This is a genomic window from Bradyrhizobium sp. USDA 4503, from assembly GCF_054055815.1.
Genome location: NZ_JBSRXS010000001.1, coordinates 6,364,541 through 6,379,078 on the forward strand (window position 1 = coordinate 6,364,541; position 14,538 = coordinate 6,379,078).

At 65.6% G+C, this 14,538-nt stretch carries 15 protein-coding genes; 7 read left to right on the forward strand and 8 right to left on the reverse strand.

All coding sequences use genetic code 11. The features are described 5' to 3' along the window. The first annotated feature begins 235 nt into the window (after window positions 1-235). From ACVMIH_RS30235 to ACVMIH_RS30245, 3 genes are all read left to right on the forward strand, one after another. Window positions 236-502 carry a hypothetical protein gene (locus tag ACVMIH_RS30235; protein ID WP_141340539.1) on the forward strand — a complete coding sequence of 89 codons (267 nt, stop codon included), beginning with the start codon at window positions 236-238 and terminating at the stop codon, window positions 500-502. A 198-nt stretch (window positions 503-700) separates the two neighbouring features. Continuing rightward, window positions 701-1,618 carry a DMT family transporter gene (locus tag ACVMIH_RS30240; protein ID WP_456783284.1) on the forward strand — a complete coding sequence of 306 codons (918 nt, stop codon included), beginning with the start codon at window positions 701-703 and terminating at the stop codon, window positions 1,616-1,618. A 103-nt stretch (window positions 1,619-1,721) separates the two neighbouring features. After that, entirely contained in the window at window positions 1,722-3,293 is a 1,572-nt protein-coding gene (locus ACVMIH_RS30245; protein WP_456864411.1) for a serine hydrolase domain-containing protein, read from the forward strand. 286 nt (window positions 3,294-3,579) lie between these two features. Here the strand turns inward: ACVMIH_RS30245 and ACVMIH_RS30250 are convergent, their stop codons facing one another. Beyond that, window positions 3,580-3,756, reverse strand: coding sequence for a hypothetical protein (locus tag ACVMIH_RS30250; RefSeq protein WP_162832420.1), 177 nt, complete (start codon window positions 3,754-3,756; stop codon window positions 3,580-3,582). A gap of 387 nt (window positions 3,757-4,143) precedes the next feature. Between ACVMIH_RS30250 and ACVMIH_RS30255 the strand changes: the two genes are divergently transcribed. Continuing rightward, on the forward strand, window positions 4,144-4,272 hold the full coding sequence (locus ACVMIH_RS30255; RefSeq protein WP_016847287.1) for a hypothetical protein: 129 nt from the start codon (window positions 4,144-4,146) through the stop codon (window positions 4,270-4,272). Here the strand turns inward: ACVMIH_RS30255 and ACVMIH_RS30260 are convergent. From ACVMIH_RS30260 to ACVMIH_RS30275, 4 genes are read right to left on the reverse strand one after another with little or no spacing between them, the layout of a single operon-like run. Next, window positions 4,269-5,024, reverse strand: a complete 756-nt coding sequence (locus ACVMIH_RS30260; RefSeq protein WP_028337580.1) for a GntR family transcriptional regulator — start codon at window positions 5,022-5,024, stop codon at window positions 4,269-4,271. The two genes, ACVMIH_RS30255 and ACVMIH_RS30260, sit on opposite strands and share 4 nt — an antisense overlap. Before the next feature lie 6 nt (window positions 5,025-5,030). Next, window positions 5,031-6,011 carry a Gfo/Idh/MocA family protein gene (locus ACVMIH_RS30265; protein ID WP_456864413.1) on the reverse strand — a complete coding sequence of 327 codons (981 nt, stop codon included), beginning with the start codon at window positions 6,009-6,011 and terminating at the stop codon, window positions 5,031-5,033. Further along, window positions 6,008-6,895 (reverse strand): NAD(P)-dependent oxidoreductase, encoded by an 888-nt coding sequence (locus tag ACVMIH_RS30270; RefSeq protein ID WP_456864415.1) that lies wholly within the window; start codon window positions 6,893-6,895, stop codon window positions 6,008-6,010. The genes ACVMIH_RS30265 and ACVMIH_RS30270 overlap by 4 nt, the downstream gene beginning before the upstream one ends. Window positions 6,896-6,914: 19 nt before the next feature. Then, window positions 6,915-7,874 (reverse strand): Bug family tripartite tricarboxylate transporter substrate binding protein, encoded by a 960-nt coding sequence (locus tag ACVMIH_RS30275; RefSeq protein ID WP_456864417.1) that lies wholly within the window; start codon window positions 7,872-7,874, stop codon window positions 6,915-6,917. Between the two features lie 136 nt (window positions 7,875-8,010). On the opposite strand from ACVMIH_RS30275, the gene ACVMIH_RS30280 reads away from it, so the two are divergent. From ACVMIH_RS30280 to ACVMIH_RS30290, 3 genes are all read left to right on the forward strand, one after another. Next, window positions 8,011-8,400: a carboxymuconolactone decarboxylase family protein gene (locus ACVMIH_RS30280; RefSeq protein WP_057020100.1), complete on the forward strand. Its 390-nt coding sequence runs from the start codon at window positions 8,011-8,013 to the stop codon at window positions 8,398-8,400. Between the two features lie 60 nt (window positions 8,401-8,460). Further along, window positions 8,461-9,822, forward strand: a complete 1,362-nt coding sequence (locus tag ACVMIH_RS30285; RefSeq protein WP_456864419.1) for a class-II fumarase/aspartase family protein — start codon at window positions 8,461-8,463, stop codon at window positions 9,820-9,822. 114 nt (window positions 9,823-9,936) lie between these two features. After that, window positions 9,937-11,193 carry an aminopeptidase gene (locus ACVMIH_RS30290; protein ID WP_456864421.1) on the forward strand — a complete coding sequence of 419 codons (1,257 nt, stop codon included), beginning with the start codon at window positions 9,937-9,939 and terminating at the stop codon, window positions 11,191-11,193. Between the two features lie 205 nt (window positions 11,194-11,398). Here ACVMIH_RS30290 and ACVMIH_RS30295 read toward each other — a convergent pair whose 3' ends face one another. The 3 genes from ACVMIH_RS30295 to ACVMIH_RS30305 form a co-directional block, all read right to left on the reverse strand. Continuing rightward, entirely contained in the window at window positions 11,399-12,331 is a 933-nt protein-coding gene (locus tag ACVMIH_RS30295; RefSeq protein ID WP_076832641.1) for a GNAT family N-acetyltransferase, read from the reverse strand. Window positions 12,332-12,342: 11 nt separating this feature from the next. Next, a complete protein-coding gene (locus ACVMIH_RS30300; RefSeq protein ID WP_456864423.1) occupies window positions 12,343-13,392 on the reverse strand; it encodes an amidohydrolase family protein in 1,050 nt (349 codons plus the stop codon). Between the two features lie 133 nt (window positions 13,393-13,525). Continuing rightward, window positions 13,526-14,470 carry an EamA family transporter gene (locus tag ACVMIH_RS30305; protein ID WP_456864425.1) on the reverse strand — a complete coding sequence of 315 codons (945 nt, stop codon included), beginning with the start codon at window positions 14,468-14,470 and terminating at the stop codon, window positions 13,526-13,528. Between the last annotated feature and the right edge of the window lie 68 nt (window positions 14,471-14,538).

Genomic DNA, 14,538 nt, shown 5'->3' on the forward strand with positions numbered 1-14,538 from the left:
AGCAGCGCTCGTCTACAGCGTGCTCCAGGCTTGCGGGTTGCTTCCTGAGGGCGCAGCTCGGCTGTTTCCTCAACGCAGCGGCTCGCCCGCGGCTTAAAATTGATGCTCCACATCCGAACGTCCGCTGCTGGACCCATAGCGGGTATCGTTTGACGCTGGTTTTGGTCGCCTCCTTCGGCAAACGGAACCGAAGCCGGTCCAGCCTGTTTGGTACGATTAGCCAAGGGAGGTCGGAATGAGGATCATTCTGATGACGACGATTGGCTGGGCGTTGTCGTGTGGATTCGCGCTAGCCCAGGCCGATCCCAACAAGGACGTGAACACGGCAACCGGGCGCTCGGCACCGGAAGAAAAAGGTCAATTGCAGCCACAAGGTTGGACCGGGCCACTTGAAACAAAATCAGGTGGTGCGCCGCCGGAAAGCCCGCAAGGTCAAAGCCCGCCGGGAATGCAGGGAGCGCCGGACGGATCGACAAAAACCGTGGTTGAACCGCGGAAGTAAGTCCCACGTCTTGTCTGTGAAAGGCCAGCTTCCCTTAGGGTGAACCGGCCCTCGAGCTCGCCCTTTGCAGCAAGCGGACATCGCGGCAGCGCGGAATGACGTCAGAGCTTGATCCAAGCGGACCCTGGCAGGCTTGCGCCAACCAGCCGTGCGTATCGATGGGTTGATCCGCTTCCGGCACTAACGTAGTCGTTCGCGATGAACGAACGTCCGGCCATCGCCAAGGCTGCAGCTCTTCCGGATACGAAAGCCATTCTGCTCGGGGTCGCATGCGGCCTCGGTGCGGCGCTGTGCTGGGCGCTCGGCTTCGTGGCGACCCGGCACGGCCTGAAGGTCGGTTTTACACCCGTCGACCTGCTGATGCATCGCTTCCTGTGGTCGGGCATCGTCTTCCTGCCGCTCGTTGTGCGCGCCGGCCTCCGCGATCTCTGCGGCATCGGCTGGGGGCGCGGCATGGCGCTGATGCTGCTCGGCGGGCCGGTGATGTCGCTGATCAGCTATGCCGGCTTCATGTTCGTGCCGCTGGGGCACGGCAGCGTGATCCAGCCGTCCTGCGCGACGCTGGGTGGATTGTTTCTCGCGGTCGTCTTGCTGAAGGAAACGGTCTCGCTCTCGCGCGCGGCCGGCGCGGTCGTCATTGTCGTCGGTCTTGCCGTGATCGGCAGCGAGTCGATCGGCCATATGGGGCCGAGCGCCGTGATCGGCGATTTGATCTTCGTTCTGACCGGATTGATGTTCGCAGGCTTCGCCACGCTGGTGCGCTACTGGCGTGTCTCGGCGTTCTCCGTGGCCAGCGTCATCAGCGTGCTGTCGCTTTCGTTGTTTCCACTCTACGCCGCCTCGGGTGGGCTCGCTCGCGATGCGGCCATCGGCCTGCATGAAAACACGCTACAGGCCATCGCCCAGGGCATCCTGGCCGGGCCAGCGGCGATGTATCTGTTCGCGGTGTCGATCCAGCGCCTGGGCGTTGCCCGCGCAGCCGTATTTCCTGCGACCGTGCCGGTGCTGACTCTGCTGTTGGGATGGCTCCTGATCGGCGAGCCACCAACCACGCTGCAGGCGGCCGGATTGGCCGCCGTGTTGGCCGGATTCTATCTCGCGCAGCGGCAGCGCTAGACGGCTTGCCCGTCCTGATTGGCGCGCGGTCGCGGCGGCGATTGACAAGCAAGCGAGGGATCGCGGATGGTGCGGCTCTCCGCCGTGTCGCAATGAGACGCCGATGCAAGTTCAACGTTTGGCGCTGCCGATGCTTGCAGGGCTCGTGCTTGCAGCTTCGGCTTTGTCGGGCGCAGCCCGGGCGCAAGGCGCCGCCGAGCCGATGCCGCAGACCTCGCAGTGGCAGACCTGGCAGTGGCAGACCTCGACGCCGGAAGAGCAGGGGATGGATTCCGCCGCGCTGGCGCGGCTCGTCAATTTTGGCGCGGACCACAGTCTCGATAGCCTCCTGATCGCGCGGCATGGCCGGATCGTGCTCGACGCCTATTATGCGCCCTACACGCCGGAGATCCCGCATCTGTTCAATTCCGTCACCAAGGCGGTGACCGGAACGCTGGTCGCGATGCTGCTCAGGGATGGCGTGCTCGACAGCCTCGACCATCGCATGGTGGATTTCTTCGGCGATCGCACCATCGCCAATCTCGACGACCGCAAGCGGGCGATCACGGTCCAGACCATGCTGGACATGACCTCGGGAATGGCCTGGACCGAAGGCGTTGAGGGTGGCCGACCGGACTCGCTGATCGAGTGGGGGCGCAGCCCTGATGCGATCCAGTACATCCTCGACCGCCCGATGGCGAAGGCGCCGGGCGAGGCGTTTGATTACAACACCGGCAATGCGCAGCTGTTGGCTGCGATCATCAACAAGCTCACCGGCATGAGCGCGCGGGACTATGCGGTGACGAAACTGTTTCGCCCGCTCGGGATAGCCGCGCCGTACTGGCACAGCATCGGTCCCGGACTGACGCAGGGCGGCGGCGGGCTTCAGCTCGCGCCGCGCGACGCGGCCAGGATCGGTCTGCTCTATCTGCATGACGGTGAATGGGACGGGCAGCGCTTGCTGCCGACCGGCTGGGTCGACCGCATCAGGCATGCGACGACGGAGATGCACGCCTCGTTCGACTCATCGTTGCGCTACGCCAATTTCTTCTGGGTCATGCCGCAGCGGCAGGTTGTCATGGCGGTCGGCGACCGCTGCCAGCTCCTCATGCTGTTTCCCGCGCTCGACATCGTCACCGTCGTGACCGCGCGCGACTATTGCTCGTTCGGCAGAATGGCCGACGAGATTTCGGGCGCGGTCAAATCCGACACGGCGCTGCCGGTGAACTCCGTCGGCGGCAATCAGCTCGCGGGCGCGTTGCGCGATATCGCAACCGAGAAGCTGTCGACGGTTGGTGCCGTGCCCGAGACGGCCGCCGCCATCTCCGGCAAGACCTGGCGCTTCCCGGCCAATGGCTTCAATTTGCGGGCACTGACGCTGCATCTGACGGATCAGCCCGCGCACTACGAACTCGAAACGGCGACGCCGGATTCGGCGAGGCCGGTGACGACACTGGCGGGACCGATCGGGCTCGACGGTGCCTACCGTCTCGGTCAACCGACGGCGCTCGGCGTGATGGCGCTGAAAGGGACGTGGCAGGACAACCAGACATTCGCGATCGATCTGCGTCTGGTCGGCGGCGATACCGACCGCCGATGGCTGCTGTCGTTCGATGGCGGCAAGGCCCGGCTCAGCGGCAAGGATCGCTTCGGCCGTGACGTTAAGGCCGACGCTGAAGCGCCGGGCTCGCAATAGCTCGAGCGCGGGCCGCGTCCCTGTCCATTTCGGGCACGTGAAGCTCGGCTTCCTTCGCGTCGTCCCGGCGAAGGCCGGGACCCATAAGCCGCTGCAGACGTTGTAGCTGGGACTGGTCGTTGCAATAGTGCAGAAGGCGTCGTGCCCGCGCAGCGACCTCGCCGGCATGGCCGCAGGAAATCACGACCGGCGTACGCCAACACGCACACCGGCCATGGCAGACGGCCGCGCGAATCGACAATGCTAAGGAAACTATGCGCCCGAGGCTCCCAGCGCGGCGGCGACCTTATTGGTCCACCTTCGGCGTCTTGCCCGCAATGTCGAGGCCGAACCGGAGCGCGCGCTCCTGGCGCTCTTCCGTCAGCAGCTTCAATTCCCGTTCCAGCGACCGCGCCACCTCGTCCTGGGTTTCCTTGGAGCGGCGACGGGAGTCGCCTTGCGGTTTGGCCGGTTCGGCAGTCACGGGAGAAACCCTTGTCATCACAGTGTCACAGGCCCTGATGGCACGGCGGGAGTCGGGGCGACAATCAAAAAGGATTCAGTGGGCGCATCTTTGGAAGGTTTGTTGTGCGTCTGATTCAAATTTGGGCAGAAAATTCTCTTAAGTGTTGCCTCGAATGAAGCCGACCTCGATTGGCCTACGGTCTCATCAATTCGGATGAGAGAGCCCGGTTCCGACGAAATCATTTCCGGATTCGCACGAAGGCGTCCTGAAACCGACAAGGTCTAACCTTAGTAGCGTTGTGAAGGACGGCTGCCTGGTGAGACGCTGAGGACCGCGGTGGTGAGATTCACGACCAGGGTCGCAAGGTCAGTCGGTCCTGCTGAGACGTTGGGGATGATCCCGGAAATGAAGAAGTTGAATGCTGTGCCTTATGTCTGGGCGGCCGCGCTGATTGCGGTCGCGATCTGGGGCGTGAGCGGCACCCCGCAGACGGCACACACCTCTGCCAGCACCCATCTGGCCCGGGTGCGCTAGAGCTTCGGCCGCAGCGAGCGCTGCATATCCATTGTGTAGGTGTAGCGCCCCTCGGGGTGCGTGGTGATGGTGACCTCGAACAGTTCCTCTCGCTGGCCGTAGTAGCGGCGTACCACGGTGAGCGCCGGCGAGCCGGTCTTGACGCCGAGCGCCCTGGCGATCGGCGCCGGCATGCCCCGCACGAAGATTTCCATCTGCGCGCGCTCAGTGACTTGGCCGTACATCCTGGCGATCTGCTCATGCACCGGGGTGCGGCCGTGGTCGGGCCGGGTCACGACATCGGCGAACCTGCGCAGCACGTAGATCTCGGCCCAGCCGAGCGGGGCTGCGAACTGGTCGGAGCGGCGCACCGCCTCGATCAGGAACCAGCTCTTGCCGGGCTCGCATTTCAAGAGCCCGGCCAGCTTGCGGTCGGCGACGATGTCGCTGCTGGCCACGACCTCGCGGTAGGTTTCGTTGGAATAGCGCAGCCACTCGCCGAGCGACTTGACACTGTGGGTGAACAGCACCGGCGGCTCGGATGCGATCACCACCGAGCCGAGGCCGGCGCGGCGCACGATCAGGCCCTGGTCGATCAGGATGCGCAGCGCCTCGCGCACGGTCTGCCGGCTGGCCTGATAGCTCGCCATCAGCTCGGTCTCGGTCGGCAGCAGATTGCCGACCGCGTAGGTGCCGAGCCGGATGTCCTTCTGCAGTCCGGTGGCGATGTCGCGGTAGCGGGACGATCGCGCTCGGTCCGGTTGTTCAGACATGGCGGATCACTGGTATGCCGTATGGCAGACGACCGGATGTCCCGATTGCATCGACTGCAGCGCGGCCTCGAACGCGGCGAGCGTCGCCAGCACGTCTGCCTCGAGCACCGGGAACGGCTGCTTGCCTTCGACGGCGTCGGCAAAGGCCGATAGTTCCGCGGTGAGGCTGTCGATTGCCGGATAGCGCGTCGTCGCAGGCGCCTCGCCGGATTTCCGCAGCACCATCGTCTGTTCGTCGAGCACCTCGGCGGATCCCTTCGTTCCGAACACATGCACGCGCCAATAGAACGGTGTTGCGCGAATTGTCGCAAGGGTTGCGCTCACGCCATTCACAAATTCAATCGCCAAGGTTGCAGTGTCGAGCGGCGGCGGTCCGGCCTCGCGCGCACTCAACCGGGCATAGACCTGGCGCGCGGGACCAAGCAGGCTGACGAAGCCGTCGAGCACATGCAGCCCCGCGCCGGTCAGGCCGCCGCCCGGCGATTCCTCGGGCGACAGCCGCCAGCCCTGCGTGATGCTCCGCGAGTTCTCGTTGCTATTGTGGCCCTCGACATGCAGGATGGTGCCGAGCTCGCCGCGGGCTGTGATCGCGCGCAGCGCCTGCATCGACGGCCAGAACCGGCGGTTATGCCCGACCGCGAGCACCACGCCGGCGCTGCGGCACGCCGCGAACATCTCCGCGGCATCGGCGCGCCGAAGCGCCAGCGGCTTCTCGCAAAACACCTGCTTACCGGCGCCGGCTGCCGCGATCACCTGGCCCTTGTGCAGCGAATGCGGCGTCGCCAGCAGCACGGCATCGATGCGAGGGTCGGCGAGCACATCGTCCAGGCTCGCCGCGAGGGAGAGGCCGAGCGCCTCGCAAAAGCTGGCGACGCCGTTGGCGTCGGGTTCCACCGCGCGCACGATCCTGAGCCGCGGCTCGTTGCGCGCGGCCCCGACCAGTGCGCGGCCCCATCGACCGAGGCCCGCGATCGCACAGTTGATCATGACTGTCCCTCACCGTGGCCGCGGCCGGCCCGGATCGCCTCGATGACCGCGGCGCTGTCGCTGTCCGGCCCTTGCAGCGCGATCGCCGCGCGCAGCAGTTCGGCCTGCACCGAGGTCAGCGGCAAGGGCAGGCCGTGCCGCCCGGCCTCCTGCAGGATCAGTTCGGCATCCTTCAAGGTCTGCGCGATATGCGATTGCGGCGAGAAATCCCGCGCCAGCATCCTCGGCCCCTTGCTGTCCATCACCTTGGAATATGCCGCCGATTGCCGCGCGGTCGCAAGGAACGCCGCGCCGTCGAGGCCGAGGCTTTCCGCAAAGGCGATGCCCTCGGCCAGCGCGGCGCGGTTGTTCTGCAGGATCAGATTGATGGCGAGCTTGGTGCGGCTGGCATTGCCGATCGCGCCGACATTGACCCGCTGCGGGCAGAGAATATCGAGCGTCGTCGCGGCGGCGTCGATGATGTCGGCATCGCCGGCGACCAGCGCGGTGGCCGTGCCCGCCCGGACCTCGGCACTGGTGCCCGAGATCGGCGCTTCGATGAAGGCGAGGCGCGAGCGGGAGGCGAATTCGGCGATTGCCACGATCTCACCCGGCGCGCAGGTGGTGGTGCAGATGACGCGCGGCGGCGGCGTCGCGTTGGCGAGGTCCGGCAGCAGCGTCCTGACCTGGGCCGCGTCATACACCGCGATGACGATGGTCCGGCAGCGCGCCGTGACGTCGGCGGCGAACGCCGCGAACTCGGCGCCGCTGGCTCGCAGGCCATCTGTCTTCGCGGCGTCAATGTCGAAGCCGATCACCCCGATGCCGGCGTCGATCAGCCGCGCGGAGAGCGCCGATCCCATCAGCCCGAGGCCAATCATGCCGACAGGTGTCTCGCGAGCCATGATGCGACGCCGCCTCGCTTTATTGCGGCCGGATGCCGGCCGCCTTGACCTCCGCCGACCAGCGCACGACCTCGCTCCTGACGAAGGCGCCGAACTCGGCGGGCGCGAGCGGCGCCACCATCACGCCGACATCGGCGAGCTTCTTCCTCGTCTCCGGCATCGCGAGGTACTTCGCACACTCGGCGTAGAGTTTGCTGACCACGGGTTCCGGCGTGCCGGCGGGCGCGAACAGGCCGTACCAGATCGTGGCCTCGAAGCCCGGCATCGCTTCCGCGAGCGCGGGCAGGCCGGGCGTCAGCTCGTTGCGGGTCGCCGACGTCACGGCGATGCCGCGCAAGGTGCCGCCCTGCATCTGCGGGATCGCGACCGAGAAGTCGCCGAAGGTGAGATCGATCACCCCCGCCATCACGTCGGTCATCGCCTGCGGGACGCCGCGATACGACGCCGCGGCCAGCGACAGGCCGCCGCGCGATTGCAGCTGGGCGATCGAGATCTGCGATGCGCCGGAACCGTAGCCCGCGGTCAGGTTGGGATTGGCCTTGGCGTAGCTGAGGAACTGCGGCAGGTCCCTGGCCGCGAGCTTGGGATTGACCAGCAGCACCATCGCCGTGGTGGTGGTGCGGATGACAGGTGCGAAATCCTTCACCGGGTCGTATGGCAGGCTCTTCAGCGTCGCGACGTTGCTGGCATGGGTGGTGTTGGTGCCCATCAACAGCGTGTAGCCGTCGGGCGCGCTGCGGGCGACCTCCTGGGCGCCGATGCTGCCGAGCGCGCCGGCGCGGTTCTCGATCAGCACGGTCTGGCCCAACGCGTCCTGCAGATGCTGGCCGACCAGCCGCGCAACGTTGTCGGGGCCGGCGCCGGCCGGGAACGGCACGATGATCTTGAGCGGCCGTTGCGGGAAATCGTCCGCGGCGAAAGCCGGCAGGATGGAAAGCGTCGCAAGCAGGACTGCGAGCAGCCCCAGCCGTAACTTCATCCCGGTCTCCTCCCGTGTCTGCTTTTGCAAATTTATACGGACAAATACATCAGAAAGGCAAGCGTTATGCCCGCTGGAATGTTGAGGTGTGTCATATTTATCCGTATAAATAGCCCATTCAGGGAGCCCGACGACGATGGTGGACATCAGCGATCTCCATGCGCGCGGACTGCGCCGGCGCCAGAAGATGTTCGGCGAGGTCGATGTCGCCAAGCGGATGGCGGCTGCGGGTGACTTCGGCGCGCCGCTGCAGAACATCATCAATGCCTATGTCTACGGCGACGTCTGGGAGCGTAGCGGGCTGTCCGACCAGATCCGCAGCCTCGTGATGCTCGGCATCACCGCGGCGAGCAGCAAGCCCGCCGAGTTCCGCGTCCATGCCAAGGGCGCGCTGGCCAATGGCTGCACCGCCGCGCAGGTGCAGGACGTGCTGCTGCTGGTGGCGATGTATTGCGGCATTCCGGCCGCGATCGAGACCAGCAAGATTGCAGCCGAGGTGTTCGGCGAGGCGCCGCCGGAGGGGTAGGGCACCGGCCCTTGCCGTGATAGGGACGTTGCCGACCGCGACCGGCAACAGGATCTGCCCATGTCCGCCTTCCCGACCTCGACCACCGTGCTTGATTCCGTATTGTTTCGCGATGCCTTCGGCACGCGCGAGATGCGCGAGGTGTTTTCCGACCTGCGGCTGATCGAGCGCTACGCCGAGGTCGAGGTCGCACTGGCGAAGGCCGAAGCGCGCTGCGGCGTGATTCCCGCTGAAGCCGCCGCGGAGATCGCAAAACGTACCGATGTTGCCGCGCTCGATTTCGATCTGCTGCGGCAGGAGACCGACGTCGTCGGCTACCCGATCCTGCCGCTGGTGCATCAGATGGCCAAGCAGTGCGGCGAGGCCGGCCGCTACGTTCATTGGGGCGCGACCACGCAGGACGTCATGGACACCGCCGTCGTGCTGCAACTGCGCGATGGATTGAAGATCATCGAGGACGACATCGGTGCGCTGCGCGGCATCCTCGCCGATCTCTCGAAAAAATACCGCGACACGCCGATGGCCGGCCGCACCCATCTGCAGCAGGCGCTGCCGGTGACGTTCGGCTACAAGACCGCGATCTGGCTAGCCGCGTTCGATCGCCACGCCGCGCGGCTTGTGGAGCTGAAGCCGCGCGTGCTGGTCGGCCAGTTCGCCGGCGCCGCCGGCACGCTGGCCTCGCTCGGCGACAAGGGATTCGAGGTTCAGCGGGCGCTGTGCGAGGAACTCGGGCTCGGCGTGCCCGTCGCGACCTGGCATGTCGCGCGCGACGGTCTGGCCGAAGCGGTGAATTTCCTCGCACTGCTCACGGGAACGCTCGGCAAGATCGCGCTCGACATCATGATCATGGCGTCGACCGAGTTCGCCGAGGTCTACGAGCCGTTCGTCAAGGGGCGCGGCGCGTCCTCGACCATGCCGCAGAAGCGCAACCCGATCTCGTCGGAACTGATGCTCGCCGCCGCCAAGGCGGTGCGCCAGCATGCCGGCCTGATGCTGGATGCGATGGTGCAGGATTTCGAGCGCGCCACCGGTCCGTGGCACGCCGAATGGATGGCGATCCCGGAGAGCTTCGTGCTGACCGCGGGCGCGCTGCACCAGGCGAGGTTCGCGCTTGGCGGTCTGATCGTCGACGAGCAACGGATGGCCGACAATCTCGACATCAGCCGCGGGCTGATCGTGGCCGAAGCCGTGATGATGGGCCTCGCGTCGTCGATCGGCCGGCAGGAAGCGCATGACGTGGTCTATGACGCCTGCCGCCTCGCCAACGACAAGGGCCTGACGCTGGCCGAGGCGCTAGCGGCGGATGATCGCGTTGCCAGCCGGATCGATCGGGCGACGATCGACCGCCTCACTGCGCCGAAAAACTATCTCGGCCTTGCGCCCGAGATGGTCGACCGGGTGCTGGCCTCGGTGAAGCGGTAAAATTCGAGCCAATTGCTCGCCGTCGCGTGATCGCGCGCACCGGCCGGGAACCTTGCGAATGCGGATCGAATTGGATTACGAATCCCGAGGGTTCCTCAAACGACACGGCGCTTCATGACCGCACATCAACGCAACCTTTCCGCCTCGATCGATCCCGTCAAGCTCGATCGGCTTGCCGAAGTCGCGATCAGGGTCGGCCTGCAGCTGCAGCCGGGGCAGGATCTCTTGCTGACGGCGCCCGCCGCCGCGATGCCGCTGGTGCGGCGGGTGGTGGAGCACGCCTACAAGGCCGGCGCTGGTCTCGTGACCCCGTTCTTCTCGGACGAAGAGCTCACGCTGGCGCGCTACCGCTACGCCAATGATGCGAGCTTCGATCGCGCCGCAAGCTGGCTCTATGAGGGCATGGCGAAGGCGTTCGGCGCCAACACCGCGCGGCTTGCGATCGTCGGCGACAATCCGATGCTGTTGTCAGGGGAAGACCCGGTCAAGGTGGCGCGCGCCAGCAAGGCCAATTCGATCGCCTACCAGCCGGCGCTGGAGAAGATCGTCAATTTCGAAACCAACTGGAACATCATCGCCTATCCGAGCACCTCCTGGGCCAAGCAGGTGTTCCCCGACGATGCCGAGGACGTCGCAGTGGCCAAGCTTGCGGATGCGATCTTCGCCGCCTCCCGGGTCGATCAGGATGGCGCCGTCGCCGCCTGGGCACAGCACAATGCGAAGCTCCGCGAGCGCACCGAATGGCTGAACGGCCAGCGCTTCCATGCGCTGAAATATTCCGGACCCGGCATGGACCTCACGATCGGCCTCGCCGACGGTCATGAATGGGAGGGCGGTGCGTCGACTGCCAAGAACGGCATCGTCTGCAATGCCAACATCCCGACCGAGGAAGTCTTTACCACCCCGCACTGCCGCCGCGTCAGCGGCCACGTCGTCAGCTCCAAGCCGCTGTCCTATCAGGGCACGCTGATCGACAATATCTCGGTCAAGTTCGAGGAAGGCCGCATCGTCGAGGCCAAGGCCTCGCGCGGCGAGGAAGTGCTGAAGAAGGTGCTCGACACCGACGAGGGCGCGCGCCGCCTCGGCGAGGTCGCGCTGGTGCCGCATTCCTCACCGATCTCGAAGAGCGGGCTGCTGTTCTTCAACACGCTGTTCGACGAGAACGCCGCCTCGCACATCGCGCTCGGCCAGTGCTACTCGAAATGCTTCGTTAATGGCGACAAGCTGACGCCGCAGCAGATCGCCGAGCAGGGCGGCAACAAGAGCCTGATCCATATCGACTGGATGATCGGCTCCGCCCACACCGATATCGACGGCATCCACGCCGACGGTCGCAGCGTGCCGGTGTTCCGCAAGGGCGAGTGGGCTTAAGGGGGCCGACGCTCTTCACCTCGCCCCGCGTGCGGGGAGAGGTCGGATCGCATCTTCAGATGCGATCCGGGTGAGGGGGCGCCTCCGCGAATGCAGCTGTCACCGAATATGTGGAGAGGCCCCTCACCCCAACCCTCTCCCCGTAAGAACGGGGCGAGGGAGCGCAATCCCGTCGCCGTCGCTCCCGACCCAATCTCATCGCGCTCTACTGAAACCTCCGCCCCCGCGCGGCGAGCAGGTCGCCGCGTGGCGCGCTGAAGCGGCAGGTCTCGTGCTGCGGCCGGAAGCCGAGCCGGCGATAGATCTTCAGCGCGGGAGCGTTGCGGCTCGAGACGTTGAGCCAGCACGGGTGCTCGACCGATACGTCGTGTGCGGCCAGCACGCGATAAACCAGCAGCTGGCCGAGCCCGCGTCCCTGCCGCACCGGGTCGACGGCGACCGACTCGATCCACATCGAGTTCCGCTCCAGTTCAGTCAGGCAGAAGCCCGACATCTGTCCATCCTCCGACGCGATCCAGACTTCGCTCTCGGTCAGGACCTGCGCCATCTCTTCCCGCGAGTACAGGCGGAAGGCGGCGTCCGACGCATAGGCGGCGTTATGGATGCGCGCGACCTCGCCCGCGCAGGCGGTGACGTCGCTGACCTGCTCGATGGTGGCGCGCGCGGCCGCGAGCGTGCGCGCCGGCTGCAACGGCTCGACGCACTTCATCCCGATCTCGGACTCGACATGAACAAAGCCGAAGGCGGCCACGAAGGCCATTCCGGCCGGCCAGTCGCTGCTCACCAGCGTCTGAACGGTGAGATCGGCGTCGGCGTCGATCGCAAGCACCTCGTCGAACAGCGCGAGGCCAATCCGGCGGCGGCGCATCTCGGGCGCCACGACGATCTTGAGGAATCGGGTGTGATGCGCGCCCTGGTCGCGCAACGACGACTCGGCGAGGCCGACGAGCACGCCATCGCGCTCGGCTACGCGAAAGTCGCGCCCGCCGCGGTTCTGCGGCAGCTTCAGGAACTGGTCCCATTGCGGCAGCGTGACAGGGCCTAGCCGCGGTTCCACCGCGGCTGCCTTTGCGTAAAGTTCGACCACCGCTTCCGCATCAGCCTCTCGAAGCGGCCGGATGGTGATGCCGTCATCCATGAGTCGAGAGCTTACCCGATATCGAGCCGATAGACATCCTTTGCCGTCTTCAAGAACAACGCCGTCTTTTCGGCTTCGCTATATTGTGATGCAAGCCGTTTAAAGGTGTTGAAGATGACCTGGTAGCTGCATTGCCCCTTATCAGGTGGGAAGTTGCTCTCGAACATGCAACGGTCCGGACCGAACGCCTCGATGCAGGTCTCGACATAAGGCCGCCAGGCGGCCGCAAGTTCCTCCGACGAGGGCGGCCTGGGGCGGAGGTGGAAGTCGTAGCCGAGCAGGCACATCGCCAGCCCGCCGAGCTTGACCACGACGTTCGGGCATTTGGCGATCTCCTGGATCGACGCCTGCCAGACCGGAAAGGTCTCCGTGCGCTTGCCGGCGAAACGGCCGGTGCCGACCGGCCCGCCGCAATGATCGAGCACGATCCGAGTGTCGGGGAAGGTGCGGGCGAGGTCGGTCAGCTCGCCGATCTGCGGGTGGAACAACCAGGCATCGAAGCTGAGGCCGAGCGGTGCCAGGCAGGCGAACCCCCTACGAAAGGTGGAGTCCAGCAGAATGCCCTTCGGTCGGTTCGCGTACATGTGGGCGACGTTGGGGTCTTCATCCCAGGCCGAGGAGTGGCGGATGCCGCGGAACCGGCCGTTGCCGGCGGCAATCTCCGCCTCCAGCACCGCCTTGGCCTGATCGCCGATCAGAAGGTTAACGTGGCTGACGATGCCGGCGCAGATCGCCGCCTTGCCGTAGCCGCCGCTCGCCCCCATCGCCGCGACGCCGTTGGCGAACTCGACCTCGCCGACCGGACGGAACGCCTCCGGGCCGTCGGCGCGGTACATCGACCGGCAATCGACATAGACGGTCGCCACGATGTTGTGGCCGGACGCGATGTCGTCGCGCATCTCCTCGATCAGATAGCGCAAGCCCCCGCGGTCCCAGAGATGGTGATGCGGATCGACGATCGGACGGGCCGGATCGATGATCTTCTCGGTGTATTGGGCGAGCCAGTCTTCGCGCGGATTGGCATAGAGCCCGCTGGCGGAGGCGGGCAGAGTGCTGGCCATGGATGATGCTCCCTGTTCTTGCTCTTGTCGGCCGCCGATACGATGTCGGCTTTGGGAGAGGATAACGAGCCGCGCAGGAGCGCGTCAAACCTGCCTCTGCCTGAGGAGGCATGCGTACGTCTGCGGGTGCCGGTCACCCCGACCGTATTGCCGGTCGCGACCATGTCATCGACTGAGCTTGCCTCGCCGACGCCGGCGTTGCCTGCTCGGTGCGCCAGGTGATGATGACCGAGGCGATGACAAGAAGCGCTCCAAACAACATCGTGACGGAAAACGGCTCGCCCAGAATCAGCGTGCCGAGCAGCACGGCGATGATCGGGTTGACGAAGATGTAGGTCGAGACCATGAACGTCGACACATTGTCGAGCAGCCAGCGAAATGCCGTGAAGCCGATGACGCTGCCGGCGATGGCGAGATAGATCACGGCCGCGAGCGAGGGCGCCGAAACGCCGCGCGGCGAGAAGCCTTCCAGTTCACCGGACGCAAGACTGATTGCAAACAGGACCGCGCCGCCGATCGACAGTTGCATGCCTGACGACAATGTTGGCGAACCATGATCCGAAGTCCGACGCGACAGCACCGTGCCCATCGCCCAGGAGAACGCCGCAGCGAGCAGCAGCAGAATGGGAAGGATACTGAAATGGCCCTGTTCGGCCGATTGCCAGCCCACGATTGCCACACCAGCAAGGCCGGGCAGCAATGCGGCCAGCGTCATGGTCGCGGGACGCCGGGTTTGCGGATACAGGAAATCGATGAGCAACACCCAGAACGGGATCGTAGCCAGCATGATCGCGGCGATGCCGGACGGAACCGATTGCTGGGCATAAGCGAGAACACCATGGCAGCCGACGAAGAACAGCACGCCGCAGAGTGCTGCGGTCAGCCAGTTCCACCGCGAAACGCGCGTGACGTCAGCCCCGTTCAGCGCGATCAGGATCAGGCCGCCGCCAAGCGAGCGAAGGCCCATCAGCAGGAACGGCGGGATCGACTTCAAGCCGAGCGCGATCGCGAAGTAGGTGGAACCCCAAAGCAGATAGATGGCGGCGAACGCGCCGACAATCAAAAGGCGCTTGGGCATACGGGGCTCCCGAGCTAGATTCTAACCCCTTAATGGGTTATCAATCCAACCCATTAAGGGGTTATGCG